This window comes from Legionella sp. (assembly GCF_965140895.1).
Classification (GTDB): Bacteria; Pseudomonadota; Gammaproteobacteria; order Legionellales; family Legionellaceae; genus Legionella.
In genome coordinates this window covers 1-13,341 of sequence record NZ_CBCSKT010000149.1, presented here as the reverse complement: position 1 = coordinate 13,341, position 13,341 = coordinate 1, and the positions used below count along the sequence as shown (strand labels likewise).

Genomic DNA, 13,341 nt, shown 5'->3' with positions numbered 1-13,341 from the left:
AGCATGTTTTACTAATAGTAAAAAAATTTTACCGGTTTGCCATTGATTATATAAAGATTGATTAGTATAAAGCTCCAGAATGTTTACAGGAGTAAATAATGCCTAAAACTGCACAAAGCTATGAGTCTAAGCCGTGCTCAGAAGGGATGGTGGCTGAGGTATTAGCTAACCAATCTTTAGAGACTCTTTTAATAGAGCTCAAGCAATTACGCCAAGAGAAAATACATTATCAAAATCAGCTAGATATTTACGAAAAACTTCATGATAAAGATAGGAAGGACTTAAAAAATGCGCTCCAAGAGCGCATGAGAGTACAAACAGTTTTGCGCGAGAATAAATCTTGGTTGAATGGGCAAAAAGAAGCTTTTCAAGCCGCGATGAGTGGCTTACCGTTGACAATATCACTTAAGGCCTTGGTTGATACCATAGTTATTCAGACTAACGGTTTAGCAAGAGCTGCTTTTTATCGAATGTCATCAGAATGTACAGGCTTGTATCATATTGTTGGTATGTCAGAAGAGTACGCAAATGATATAAACGGTTTTAAAGTGGGCCCTGATTCGCTGGCATGTGGTTTGGCGATGTATAAAGGTGAGCCGATTATCACTCCAGATGTTGAGGAGGACCCATTATGGGGGCCATTAAGAGATTTAGCTCGCAAGCATAGCTGTCGCGCATGCTGGTCTTTCCCTATACGCACCAAGGACGGGCCAATAGTTGGAACTTTAGGTATTTATTTCCGTGAGCCACGTCACCCTACAGCCCAAGAATTAGAGTTAGCAGGAATTCTCACGCACGCAGCGGCAATCATTATTTCTCGTGAGCAGGAATTAGTAGAACGAACCCAAGTCGAAGAGGCGTTACGAGAAAGCGAAAAGAAGTTGAAGATGTTGTTGCGTTTGCGAGATGATTTTATTGGTAATGCGAGCCATGAACTAAATACACCGCTTACAAGTATGATGATTTATGCGCAAATACTTGAACAGCAATTCGAAGGATCCGCCAACTCACGTCATACGGAAATGGTAATAAAATTAAGGCAGCAAGTGGATCGTTTGCATGTGTTGATTCGCGATATGCTGGATACTACGCATTTGGCAGAAGGAAAATTGCAGTTAAAGATTTCATGCTTTGATTTAAATAATTTAATACGAGAAAAAGTAGAGAATGTTCAACTGAATACGAAAAAGCATCAATTGGAGCTACAGCTTGCAGGGATTGGGCAAATTGTGGCTGATGAAGAGCGTATAGGGCAGGTACTTATTAATCTTATTTCGAATGCTATAAAATATTCTCCTCTCGGTGGAAAAATTGTAATTTCCAGTAAAACAATGGGGGACTTTGTGAACGTAAGCGTTAGTGATAGTGGTATCGGTATTCCTAATGCAGATTTTGAAAAGATCTTCGAACGTTTTTATCGGGTACTTTCCAATGAAGCAAAAACTTTTCCAGGCATGGGGATAGGGCTTGCGATTTGTAAAGATATTATTGATATGCATAGAGGTTGGATGGAGGTTGAAAGTCAGGAACGGGTTGGTTCCACGCTTAGTTTTATTATCCCTGTTCAATTTATCGAAGAGAACGAATGAAAATAATATTACTAGTTGAGGATGACCCTTCGATACAAGATGCGATGCAATTAATATTTCAAGAGCCTGAATACAAGTTGCTGCTTTGCAGTAAAGCTGAAGAGGTTCTCGCGGAAAATATGCTTGTACCGGATGTTTATTTGATTGATAAACAATTATCTGGATTTGATGGTCTTGAACTGTGTCGTATCCTTAAGAAGAATGAACGAACCAAAGACGTATCCGTTATTATTCTTTCTGCCTCTCCTAATATTAAAAAATTAGCTTTAGAGAGCGGCGCTAATGATGTTCTGGAAAAACCTTTTAAAATTAAATTGTTAAAGGAAAAGATTGGTTTTATATAGGAGGCTCATGAGTTTAAAGAGAGGTTAACCTCCTATAAAAATGCATCACTAAAAATGAATTTAGAAGGAAAAATATAAATAGGCATGCTTGTTTGATATTGTTTCAACCTGTGTGTATAATTAAAAATCAACAAGTGTCTTATTAATTGGTCTGCACATGGCTTTATTTATTCTAGATTTTGATGAAACAATCGCCTCTGAAAATACTAATAATGCAGTATCGCATCTTACTAAAATAGATGAAATGTGGGATGTTATCAAAGAAATTCAGCCAATAAGAGGCGCTGAGATTTGGCGAGATACCATTTGTTCCATTCTTGCTAAAGGCCATAGCCTTGCAATTGCCTCGTTTAATGCTTACGGACGTTTGTTTATTCCCCGATATTTGCAAGAAATAATTGGATTAAGCACAGATGAAATTCAAGTCATACATATTGAATCTTGGCTTCCACTAAAACCAGGCGAAGCAAATAAAAATGAACATATTACTTTTGCTATAAAAGATATGGAGTACATCGGTTCACCCGATACCATCGTTTTAGTCGATGATGATCTAAAAAATACAACGGCTGCAGGAAAAAATGGATATAAAACAATCCATGCAGCAGGTAAATACATAGAACATATTCAACATCTCAGTGACGACTGGAATTATTCAGCACCATCTAATAATAGTTTTATGCATAATTTTTTTAAAGTGTTAGGCGCGTTTCAAAAACCAGATACGCCAACCCCTGATTCTGATACCGATTCGAATTGCATAGTATAGAAAATAAAATACAGCTTGATCGGGAACAACCAAACAATAAGATGCGTTTGGAATTAAGCAGAAAAATAATCAGTTTGAACGTCTATGCCGATCAGTTAAGAAACGAAATTGAAAATCAAAGCCAATTTGATGTGTGGCTGACTGGGGAAGGTTTGACTGTGGATAAAAGTAACCAACCAAAGAGTTACCGCGGTTTTGACCGCGGTATCCGACTTATCTTGCTTTTGGCTACGTGACCTAGCGGGTAGGTCGATCTTTATGCAGCAAATAGGGATTCTAATTTTTCCTTGATGACATCAATCTTATACGGTTTAAGAATATAGGCATTGATGTGGTATTTTTTGGATTCGATTACCAAATCTGCATCGTCTTCTGCCGTGAGTAAAATAAAGGGGAGTTTTGATAGCGCGCTGTCTTTTCGTACTTGTGATAAGAGTTCTATGCCATTCATGTCAGGCATATTATAATCACTAATTACCAGGTCAAAATGATCTTTCTGTAAGAGCTCCCATGCTTTGGGGGCGCTTTCAGCTTCAGCCACGTTACTAAATCCCAACTTTGTTAACATGCCCATTAGTATTTTTCTCATAGTCGAAAAATCATCGACAATCAAAATTTTTTTATTAGTGTCCATATTTTCTCCTTGTAGCCGATGGCTTTGGTTTTGCTTATTATTCACCCTGATCAGTTAATTTAAAAACAGATACTAATTTATCATAATTAAATTGCTTAAATGTAATGTTCTCGTCAAGTTTTAATTCTACTTTATGTTTTTGATAAATTTGCTCTAAAATCTGTAGGGCTTCATTTATCGTTTGTCGCATGTCTTTCTTTTCTATACGAATTTGCTCAATGAGGTCTAAATATTGACTCGATTCTTCTGACTGTGCTTTATTTTCTTCAAAAATAGTACTTATTTTTTCTTTACATCCACTAATTATTTCTTTTAGGGAGTCAGGGGTTTCGAGTGTTTTTTCATCGATATCCAGATTGCATAAATGAGCCATTTGTAAAATCATTTCTTCTATTTCTTGTTCAATAGACTGGTTATGAACAGCCGGAGGGTGCTGTGGCTGCTTGGTTAACGATAGATGTTGCTGCGCTGCTTCAAAAAATGTATTAACGTATGCTTGATCCAATAAATCCAATGCATTTGTTAATCGATTAGCAATATTGGATTTGTGCTCAATCATTAATAGAATTAATTGGTTTAAAAAAAGTTTATTTTGTTTCTTTATGTTTCTTAAATAATGCTCACTTTGCTCACCATAAAAATTAATGAGTATTGGGCTAAGTTCAGATGCATTGTTCTCTATATATTCTTCAGCTTTGTTTTTTGCATCAGATAATATTTTTATTTTGGCACGATTTTTTAACGTCTTCTGAATAAAAAAGACGATTAGTGAAAACGTTAATAATGTAATAATCAATAGTATTGGTAACAAAATCTCAGATGTCATCATTGCCCCTTAGTTCATCCATTTTTTCTTTATAAAGTTTGTGGTTTTTCTTATAGAAATAACCACAAATTATTGATACAAAAATTAATACAAGTAAGCTAATCATGGACACTAGATTGATTGATAGAAGGGGATGCCTTTTATTCATGTGTGGTGTTTTATTAACTGCTGGAGCAGGGGCACTTCTTTCTATTTTATTTAAAGGTAGTGGCGCAATATAGCTGCTTATTTGTACTGGGGCGGCATTACAGACAATTTTTTCTTGAGGTAAGAGCAAAGCCAATGGGCGTCCACTTGGTGATTTTGCCGTAATTTTTGCTTGTAGTGAAAAAGTAGATAATTTCTGTAAATTACACAGAGTTTCAATACTGGTTTGCCAACAACCATTCTGTGGAGCAAGAGTTAATAAAGCGCCTCGCTCTTGGTTTACCAGTTTGATTTGTACAGAGTCTCGCTCAATGTGGGGGTTAATTAATTCGATTTTAAAGGTGTTATTGCTAATGCTTTGTTGAAACGGTGTTGGCATTATTTTAAATAAAGATTGCTCTTCCCGCACAAAGGAATCATTTTTTGCAGTCACGATACTCTTAGTCATTCCTGGAGGCATGTCCAAGAGAAACTCTTTTTCAAACTGCGTATTTTTGACTAGGGGAATAGGGGTAGAAAAATTATCTTTTTCATTTTTGAGATTGAGTGTTACGGTAGTATTTGTTAACAACGGAACTAAATCGTTATTGCCTTTTTCTGACTCTAATTTCGCATTAATGGTAATTAGTTCTCTATTAAAGTATTCACCACTTAACTTATTGGTTATTAATTCTAAATTAGTTAAAATAATAGCGCGTTCTTCTTGTTGTTCATCCCCTTTGATTTTCCATGCCCCTGCAGCAGGATGTTTCACATCGATGAAAATAAATTTATTCAGTGAAGGTAATTTTGACTCAAGCATGCTTCCATCTGGTTGATATAAAGCCACTGGAATTTTTTGATCTTTTTTCTCAATAATTACGGACAATTGTTTTACATTCGCATCCACGGATATTTTTCGCTCATTATTACCTGCTTTTTCTAGTGGAATACCTTGCGCAGGGATGGCTGAGGTAAAGGTATTATATAATGATTTTTCTGCATTAGACATGGAGTTGATAAACTGATAAATCCCATTGGTTTGGCTGGCTAAGGATTTAAGTAGTTCTTCATCGATATTTGAACCTATGCCTATGGTATAGAGTTTGATGTGATTCTTTTTCAATTCTGGAAGTAAGCTGTTATTGATGATTTGCTTATCGTCATTGTCTTGTTGTTTGGAGCCACGATCGATTTTTCCATCAGTTAACAGAACAATAAACCGAGATTTACTGTTTTTCCATGAGCTATTTGCCGCATTTAACGCACCAAGAATATTCGTAAATTGCCCCTTAGAGTCGATTTGTTTTTCTTTTGCATGAAATTGATTCACATAGGCGTCAGAGGCTTCGTTCGTAGGCACTAACAATTTAGTCTTTGTAGAAAAAGTAAAAATAGTAAGCTTCGCTCTCTCTTTAAGAAGGTTGATCAATAAATTGGTTGCCGGAATTCGTAAATTTTGGGGATCATTTTTTTTCATGCTCCCTGATGTATCAATTAAAAGAACCACTTCAGTATTTTCTTGCGCGAGTACAGATGTTGATAAGCCGCATGTAATACAAAAAATGAATAATTGAAATAAATGAATACTAGATGCTCTCACCGACAAGTCCTTTTAATTTTTATTCTCTCCGCCAATAAAATATAGGTAGTATTTCGAGTTATTTCAAATTACTTAGCTTAAACCCGAGCCGATAAGCCTCATCGCACTATAAATAGCCCATTTTTTTATGGATTTTTTAGCGTAACCCTTAGATTTCATACAAAAAAAAAATATGCTGCTATACTGAAAAGGAGTTGTTCATTGTTCGATAGATTTTTCAGCTTTATTTCTGATAGGGATATATAAATAGTACTTGTTTCTTAAAGGTTGATATTTATGTTGATGCTCCATTGTCTTAAATAATAAGAATGTGACAAGTAATTTAAGAATATGAAGTGAGTCATATGGATAGAGAAAATAACATAAATCATCATTATCGTTCTTGTAATGAATTACGTCGATTAGCATTAAGAATGCAGCGAACCATTGGCCGCGTAGAAGATATTTCTGTGAATGCATCTATTGTTGCAAGTCAAACAGGGAATAAGGCGCGTGTGTTCTTTGAAATAGCTAGTCAGATTGAAAAAACATCGCGTAAGATGCATACCAAAATCAATGCCATAATTCAGGTTACCAGTCGATTAATTGAAACAGTCCTGGCCTCGAAAATAGCACTTTATCATATTGATAGTTATATGCTGGTGCAAATTTCAGACAATTTCGCCACAAATCATGAGTTGACCAACGATGTTACCTCCCGATTACAAAAGCAAGTGGCACTTGGTTTTATTCAATTTAGAAATGGCATTAAAGCACTAGAGGTTCAGTTCAATGTGTTTGAGTTTTTAATTAATCGCATTTTTGTTGCCCTTACTGCATTGAGAATCGAGGAAGAACTTTTTCGCAGCGAACTGGGCTTGGCTGCCGTTGGCTCATTAATTAAATCATTTGAAGAATTGCTCAGTGTATTGTCACATGATTATGATGTGTTTCGAGATTATTTTATGATTTTTAAACACTCCAACAAATTACCGTGGAATAGTGAGGGATAGGATGAAAAAAGTAGTTCTCTATGATAATGGCGATATTCAGTGGACTGTTTTAGCACGCGATCCCAATAAACCTAAGTCGGTTATTGATACGAATGAATATATTATTCAGGCCGGCAGCGAATCCATGTTGCTTGACCCAGGCGGCATGGAAATTTTTCCTAGCGTTTTATCGATAGTTTCTGAAGTAATTGACCTCAATTCCATCAAGGCCTATATGTGCTCTCATCAAGACCCGGATATTATGTCTTCCTTGCCCATGTGGATGGAATTAACACCGAATGCCACTGTTTATGTGTCTTGGTTATGGAGTAGTTTTATTTCTCATTTCGGCTATAAGTTTGCGCACAATTTATATTCCGTACCCGATGAAGGCATGCAAATAAAATTGGGTGATCGCCATTTTCAACTGGTTCCCGCTCATTACTTGCATTCATCAGGCAATTTCCACTTATTTGATCCCGTATCCAAGATTTTATTTAGTGGCGATGTGGGAGCGGCGTTATTACCCAATGAAGCGGATTTATTTGTTACTGATTTTACTGCTCATGCACCCTTTATGAAAAAATTCCATCAGCGGTGGATGCCTTCCAATGCAGCCAAGGATGCTTGGTTATCACGGGTTAGAAAGCTAGGAGTGGAAATGATATGCCCACAACATGGGGCTATTTTTCGAGGGGATGATGTAGAGCGCTTTTTTGATTGGTTCGATGATTTGGAAGTAGGGAAAACCCAACGTTTAACATAAGTCAGGCAGGAGTAAGGATTATGAGTCTTTTAATGGATCAAGAGGGTGAGGGCGTTGATTCAGCCGTTACTGATAAAAATAATACACTAAAACACAACTCAGGAGAGATGGGCGATATTAATCATCATTTTAGCGATATTCGTAAAGTGTTTAGTGAGCTCATCTCTTCTGTGGAAGCCATTAATAAAATGGTGGGGGTAGTTCGTGATTTATCTGGAAAAACGGATCTCTTGGCTCTTAATGCATCAATTGAAGCGGCGCGAGCCGGTCAAGAAGGGAGAGGGTTTGCAATTGTTGCTCATGAAGTAGCTCGTCTTGCTGAAAAATCGCAGGAGTCGATTGGTAAAGTGGAATTGGCAAGTGATTCTTTGCAAGAAAAAGTGCTTTTACTCTCAGAACGCTTGGATGACATACAAAAGCTATTAAATAAAATTATTTAAATTTTCGCATTGTAAAATGGATTTAACACTATGGATGATGATGAAATAATACTCATGTTTTTCGAGGAGGCTAAGGCGGCCCTCGAAGAGCTCTATGATTTGTTAAAAGGTTATGCTGACGAACATTCTACTGAGGAGAGGATTGATAACGTCAATGCAATTTATCGGGGCGTTCATACCATCAAAGGTGGCTCAGCGATGTTTCAAATGGATGAGCTGACTAAAGTGGCTCATGAACTTGAAAGTTATTTGAGTGCCAAGAAAAAAGCACCTGATGATTTGGATGTTGCTCTGGTGACTCATCAAGTCGATCAAATTGAAACACTGTTGCAGACTGAGGCTAAAAAGCGAGAGGGAGATCTGCCTGTTGCGCTACCCGTAGAAGCGGCCGTCGAGCCAAAAACGGAAGAGGTAAATGAGGTTTTAACACCAACTGTTACTCACGATGATGCTCCTTATCAACAGCCTGAAGAGCAAGTGAGTGCGACGAAAAACCAAGCGAAAAAAGATACTGCAAATTTGATTCGCGTCCCCTTAGACCGAATTCAACGCAGTTATGATATTACGTCCGAGATTTTTTTATTGAGAAACCAAATTGCCCATTTAGTGGAGACTGGTTTTGAAAATACAGCGATTCAAAATGACTTATTTCTCAAATGGGAAGTACTCGATAACTCATTACGGCAACGGATTGTTGAGCTTGAAAGTGCGGTGCTTAGTATGCGTATGACGGCGGTTAAAAGTCTGTTTTCCCGAATGGAGAAAACTATTCGTACTTATATTGAGAGTAGCGACAAATTAATTCAGGTTAAAGTGAGTGGACAAGAAACTGAAATTGATAAACGTATTCTTGATTCTTTAGGTGATCCTTTAATTCATTTAGTGCGAAACGCGATGGATCATGGCATTGAAGCGCCGGAAGTACGTGAACAGCAAAATAAACCACGTCAGGGTACGATTTGCATGGATGCAAAAATTATTGGCAGTGAAGTGGTTTTGAAAATTAGTGACGACGGTAAGGGGATCGATGCCCAGAGCATTGTACAATCCGCACGTTCTAAAGGGCTCGATATTTCCGGTGTAGCGAGCGAGCAGGATGCGTTACAGCTTATTTTTGCCCCGGGCTTTTCTACCGCTCAGCAAGTCAGCGAAATTTCAGGTCGTGGCGTGGGTATGGATGTGGTGAAAACCTATGTTGATAAATCTGGAGGTAGAATTCATATCGATACGAAAGTAGGCGAGGGGACTACCTTCAGCCTGTACTTACCTATCGGATTATCCATTATTCCATTAATCGTTGTGAGTGTTGGTAATCATGTTTATGGTATTCCTACACATGACATTATGCAGACCTACACTTTGCGTCGAAGTGATATTACCTTCAACCAAAATCAATACCTATTAAATATTGATAATCAATTTGTCCCTTGTATTTTCTTGTCTAGGTATTTTGAGAATACTGGCGCTGACGATTCGCTTATGCGACGTGAAATGTTTGTTTGTCTTACCAATATTAATGGGGAACGATGCGCGTTTATTGCCGATAAATTGATTGCCAATACGGAATTTATTGTCAAAGCCTTGCCTAAGGGAATACCTGTTTTAAATTATCTGCAAGGAGTTTCTATTTTAACAACAGGGGTTTCTGCATTCATTTTGTCACTTGAAAAATTATATAAACATATTATGAGCCGACATGAGGTGGGTATCAATGCAATTTGAAAACATAATAAGACAATTTCAATTTGAAGAGTCTGCCGTTGTGGACGAGAAGAAAACCTTTATCCAGTTTGTCATGTGTGATTCACATTATGCTTTAGATATTCATTATGTTAGTGAGATTGTCGAGGTACCTGTAATTACTCCCTATCCTGAGATCGTAGCGGGGTACTTAGGAATTGTGAATTTGGGTGGGCAGATTATACCAGTGGTTGATTTTACGGGTAAATATACTAATGGGATTGAAACCTACAAGGTGCAGAATACTCATTTATTATTAGTTGCTGATTTTAATGGCAATAGCCCTTTTGGCCTTATTATTGAACGTCCAAGACGTGTGGATGTAGCCCTTAAAATGCTTGTTTCGGCTACAGCGAATATTAATAATTTTCCCATACGTTTATTGGCAGAAGGGGATTTTCATTTTAAGGAGAGTGAATGATGGTGGCACAAGAACATTCTACAGAGAATGAAAACTTTCTCATGGTTCCATGTCTTATCATAGCGGATTCTCAGGCGATGTTAGTTGGTATTAATGCGCAAAAAATTATTGGGGTTGTGGATTATGAGCGGATTTCCTGTCTGCCTGCCTCCCATTTGCCCTTTATTGGCTTATATGAGCATCATCAAGAGGCCGTACCGGTGATGGATTTATCTATAGTATTAAAACAGTCGGATATGAATTGTTCTCAAGTAGCCCCGAATCAGCCAACAAACCCTTTGCTTGATGCCGAATTTGCCAAGCATGTTGAACAAATGAAGCGGTACAATCAGACTAAAATCATTATTTGCCAATTGCTTAATATGGTCGTTGGCATCTTGGTTCACGCTACCTACCGTATCGAATCACTTAAAAACAGTCAAATTTTAAGTGTTCCTTCTATTCTCGAGAATTCCGCATTTTGTATGCTCAATGGCTTGTTTCCATATAAAAATCAGTTTTTATACTTGCTTGATTTGGAAGGGATATTGGCGCATTTAGGTTTACTCAACTTGCCTGAAAATGAGACGAAGTCAGCTTCCTCTTCATCTCATTCTATGGTTGGTAAAACTGCGCTGGTTGTTGATGATGCAAAAATTTTCCGTCATCAAGTAACCAAGCTTTTATCAGCACATGGTATGCATTGTATTGAGGCAGTAGACGGCCAAGATGGGTATGAAAAATTCATGCAACAACCTGGCAAGTTTGATTTAATTTTCACTGATTTTGAAATGCCGCGCATGGGCGGATTGGAAATGGCGAGAAAAATTCGTGGGGAGGCGAGTACTATCCCTGTGATTTTCAATTCCAGCATTTCTAACCCTACGCTTATTGCGGAAGTAGCTGCAGAATATGGGTGCTTTCTTGTGAAGTTTCAGCCAGAAGAAATTGTAAAAAAACTATATGAGCTATTTGGGGCCGCGCACTAGACATGCGCCATCCCTCAATGGTTCACTATCAAATAGCTGTTGATTTGAAAAAGTGATTAATTGTACTGACTGGATAAATTATAGGATTCTGTATTCATTAATCGTAAATGCCCAGCGATGATCACTTGCCAGCGTAAGCCCCAGAGGAATTTCTTTACCGGCAAAGTGGCGTAATTCCTCTGCGGCATCATTTAATCCATCAATTGCTCGAGTGACTTCGATTGCGGCATCAGTAAAGGGTTTTCTTTCTTCCTGGGCAATCAGTTGGGTAAATCGTTCGTGTTGAGAGGATAATAATTCGGCTGTATGTTTCAATATGCCCATGTGCTCATGAGGCTTAAGCCAGTTATCGCGATTGTAAAAAGCAAGGGTTGCTCGATTAAGCTGCGGTCAAATGCATGCACTACGTGCAGTGTTTTTTTCATGATTAGGATCTTTTTTTAACCGGAGGGAATCGTTGTTGTAACTCATCAACAAGAACGCGTTTATTTTCTGAGTAATCGACTGGGAAAACAATAAGATGTACACCGCCAGTTGTAAACGCTTCTTCAAGAATTGATTGAAAATTTTCAATCGATTCTACTCGGGTACCACGTGCTCCATAAGCTTCAGCGTATTTGACGAAGTCAGGATTGGTAAATGTCATACCAAAATCTGGAAACTGATCAACTGCTTGTTTCCAACGTATCATTCCAAAAGCATTATCTTCAAGAATGAGTATCACCAAGTTTAATTTAAGTCGTACTGCCGTTTCTAATTCCTGGCTATTCATCATAAAACCACCATCTCCGCAAACCGCCATTACCCGACGATGAGGATACAAAAGTGATGCCATAATGGCTGAGGGAAGCCCTGCTCCCATGGTCGCAAGGGCATTATCAAGGAGAATCGTATTGGCCATTTGTGTTCGATAGTTTCGTGCAAACCAGATTTTATACATGCCATTATCCAAGGCTAGAATCCCATCTTCGGGCATTACTTGCCGAATGTCATAAACCAGACGTTGTGGAGTGAAGCGGTCTTCTGTTGCTCGATCAGCAATTTTACTCAAAATGCCTTCGCGTAAACGAAGCAGGGCGCTGGCATGTGGGATTATGCCCTCAATTTTATCTGCAAGTAATTTTAATGAGGGGCCTATGTCTCCGATGACCTCCGCTTGTGGGAAATATATTTGTTCAACGGTCGCTGATTGATACCCGACATGGATGACTTTAAGATTGGTACTTTCCATAATAAATGGTGGCTTTTCTACGGTACTATGGCCAATCGTAATAATCAGATCCGCCTGTTCAATTGCTTCATGAACATAATCTCGGGCGGAGAGTGCTGCAGTTCCCATGTAATATTCTCTTGCTCCACTAACAGTTCCTTTACCCATTTGAGTAGTAAAATAGGGCAGTTTGCTACGCAAAATAAAATTGGCAAGGGCAGTAGTGGCTCTTGGTCGAGAGGCTGCAGCCCCAAGCATGACCAAGGGGCGTTTAGCTTGCATAATCATCTTTGCTGCGCGACTTAGAGCTTGTTCATTGGCAATGGGATATTCAATAGGGTGCGGTGGAATAAGGTTAAACTTTCGACTGCGTTCAGCGGCTATGTCTTCAGGAAATTCTAAATAAACAGGGCCTGGGGTTTCCTCTTGAGCAACGTGAAATGCTTCTCGTACCAGGGTAGGGATCATTGATGGTGAAACAATTTGACGCGACATTTTGGTGAGCGGTTGCATTGTCGCTACAGTATTCACTATTTGAAAGCGGCCCTGATGCGATGATAAAACGCCTTTTTGTCCTGTAATCATAATCATCGGCATCGCTCCAAGCAAAGCATATGCTGCACCTGTAGTAAGATTTAATGCCCCAGGACCCAACGTGGTTATACAAACACCTGGTTTCCCGGTTAATCTACCGTAGGTTGCTGCCATGAATGCCGCTGCTTGTTCGTGCCGTGTTAATACCAGTTTGATGGAGGAGGTGCGTAGCGCTTCGACCACATCAAGATTCTCTTCACCAGGAATCCCAAAAATATATTCAACCCCTTCATTTTCCAGTGCTGCGACTAAGAGCTCAGAACCTTTGATCATATTGTTTCCCTTAATATTAAGATCTCGTGCTTTGATGTATTTTTTTCAGAAGTACTTATTCTATACT

15 protein-coding genes are annotated in these 13,341 nt (G+C 38.4%); 10 read left to right on the top strand and 5 right to left on the bottom strand.

What is annotated here, in order from left to right:
* Positions 1 to 98 precede the first annotated feature (98 nt).
* From ACQY7T_RS13500 to ACQY7T_RS13485, 4 genes are all read left to right on the top strand, one after another.
* A complete protein-coding gene (locus ACQY7T_RS13500) occupies positions 99 to 1,589 on the top strand; it encodes a GAF domain-containing sensor histidine kinase (protein ID WP_428414045.1) in 1,491 nt (496 codons plus the stop codon).
* Entirely contained in the window at positions 1,586 to 1,933 is a 348-nt protein-coding gene (locus ACQY7T_RS13495; protein WP_428414044.1) for a response regulator, read from the top strand. Before ACQY7T_RS13500 ends, ACQY7T_RS13495 begins: the two co-directional genes overlap by 4 nt.
* Before the next feature lie 157 nt (positions 1,934 to 2,090).
* A complete protein-coding gene (locus tag ACQY7T_RS13490) occupies positions 2,091 to 2,702 on the top strand; it encodes a hypothetical protein (protein WP_428414043.1) in 612 nt (203 codons plus the stop codon).
* Positions 2,690 to 2,938, top strand: coding sequence for a hypothetical protein (locus tag ACQY7T_RS13485; RefSeq protein ID WP_428414042.1), 249 nt, complete (start codon positions 2,690 to 2,692; stop codon positions 2,936 to 2,938). Before ACQY7T_RS13490 ends, ACQY7T_RS13485 begins: the two co-directional genes overlap by 13 nt.
* Positions 2,939 to 2,958: 20 nt before the next feature.
* Here ACQY7T_RS13485 and ACQY7T_RS13480 read toward each other — a convergent pair whose 3' ends face one another.
* The 3 genes from ACQY7T_RS13480 to ACQY7T_RS13470 are packed head-to-tail and all read right to left on the bottom strand — an operon-like array spanning position 2,959 to position 5,891.
* Entirely contained in the window at positions 2,959 to 3,336 is a 378-nt protein-coding gene (locus ACQY7T_RS13480; protein ID WP_428414041.1) for a response regulator, read from the bottom strand.
* Between the two features lie 37 nt (positions 3,337 to 3,373).
* Positions 3,374 to 4,165: a hypothetical protein gene (locus ACQY7T_RS13475; RefSeq protein WP_428414040.1), complete on the bottom strand. Its 792-nt coding sequence runs from the start codon at positions 4,163 to 4,165 to the stop codon at positions 3,374 to 3,376.
* Positions 4,152 to 5,891, bottom strand: coding sequence for a vWA domain-containing protein (locus ACQY7T_RS13470; RefSeq protein ID WP_428414039.1), 1,740 nt, complete (start codon positions 5,889 to 5,891; stop codon positions 4,152 to 4,154). Before ACQY7T_RS13470 ends, ACQY7T_RS13475 begins: the two co-directional genes overlap by 14 nt.
* 344 nt (positions 5,892 to 6,235) lie before the next feature.
* On the opposite strand from ACQY7T_RS13470, the gene ACQY7T_RS13465 reads away from it, so the two are divergent.
* The 6 genes from ACQY7T_RS13465 to ACQY7T_RS13440 are packed head-to-tail and all read left to right on the top strand — an operon-like array spanning position 6,236 to position 11,197.
* Positions 6,236 to 6,883 (top strand): hypothetical protein, encoded by a 648-nt coding sequence (locus ACQY7T_RS13465; protein WP_428414038.1) that lies wholly within the window; start codon positions 6,236 to 6,238, stop codon positions 6,881 to 6,883.
* A 1-nt stretch (position 6,884) separates the two neighbouring features.
* Positions 6,885 to 7,628, top strand: coding sequence for an MBL fold metallo-hydrolase (locus ACQY7T_RS13460; protein WP_428414037.1), 744 nt, complete (start codon positions 6,885 to 6,887; stop codon positions 7,626 to 7,628).
* 20 nt (positions 7,629 to 7,648) lie between these two features.
* Positions 7,649 to 8,068, top strand: a complete 420-nt coding sequence (locus tag ACQY7T_RS13455) for a methyl-accepting chemotaxis protein (RefSeq protein ID WP_428414036.1) — start codon at positions 7,649 to 7,651, stop codon at positions 8,066 to 8,068.
* 30 nt (positions 8,069 to 8,098) lie between these two features.
* Complete coding sequence (locus ACQY7T_RS13450) at positions 8,099 to 9,790, top strand: chemotaxis protein CheA (RefSeq protein WP_428414035.1); 1,692 nt, start codon at positions 8,099 to 8,101, stop codon at positions 9,788 to 9,790.
* Entirely contained in the window at positions 9,780 to 10,229 is a 450-nt protein-coding gene (locus ACQY7T_RS13445; protein WP_428414034.1) for a chemotaxis protein CheW, read from the top strand. Before ACQY7T_RS13450 ends, ACQY7T_RS13445 begins: the two co-directional genes overlap by 11 nt.
* Positions 10,226 to 11,197, top strand: coding sequence for a chemotaxis protein CheV (locus ACQY7T_RS13440; protein WP_428414033.1), 972 nt, complete (start codon positions 10,226 to 10,228; stop codon positions 11,195 to 11,197). Before ACQY7T_RS13445 ends, ACQY7T_RS13440 begins: the two co-directional genes overlap by 4 nt.
* A gap of 78 nt (positions 11,198 to 11,275) precedes the next feature.
* On the opposite strand, the gene ACQY7T_RS13435 is transcribed toward ACQY7T_RS13440, so the two are convergent.
* Positions 11,276 to 11,521 carry an aldehyde dehydrogenase family protein gene (locus ACQY7T_RS13435; RefSeq protein ID WP_428414032.1) on the bottom strand — a complete coding sequence of 82 codons (246 nt, stop codon included), beginning with the start codon at positions 11,519 to 11,521 and terminating at the stop codon, positions 11,276 to 11,278.
* A 103-nt stretch (positions 11,522 to 11,624) separates the two neighbouring features.
* Positions 11,625 to 13,274: an acetolactate synthase large subunit gene (locus ACQY7T_RS13430; protein ID WP_428414031.1), complete on the bottom strand. Its 1,650-nt coding sequence runs from the start codon at positions 13,272 to 13,274 to the stop codon at positions 11,625 to 11,627.
* Between the last annotated feature and the right edge of the window lie 67 nt (positions 13,275 to 13,341).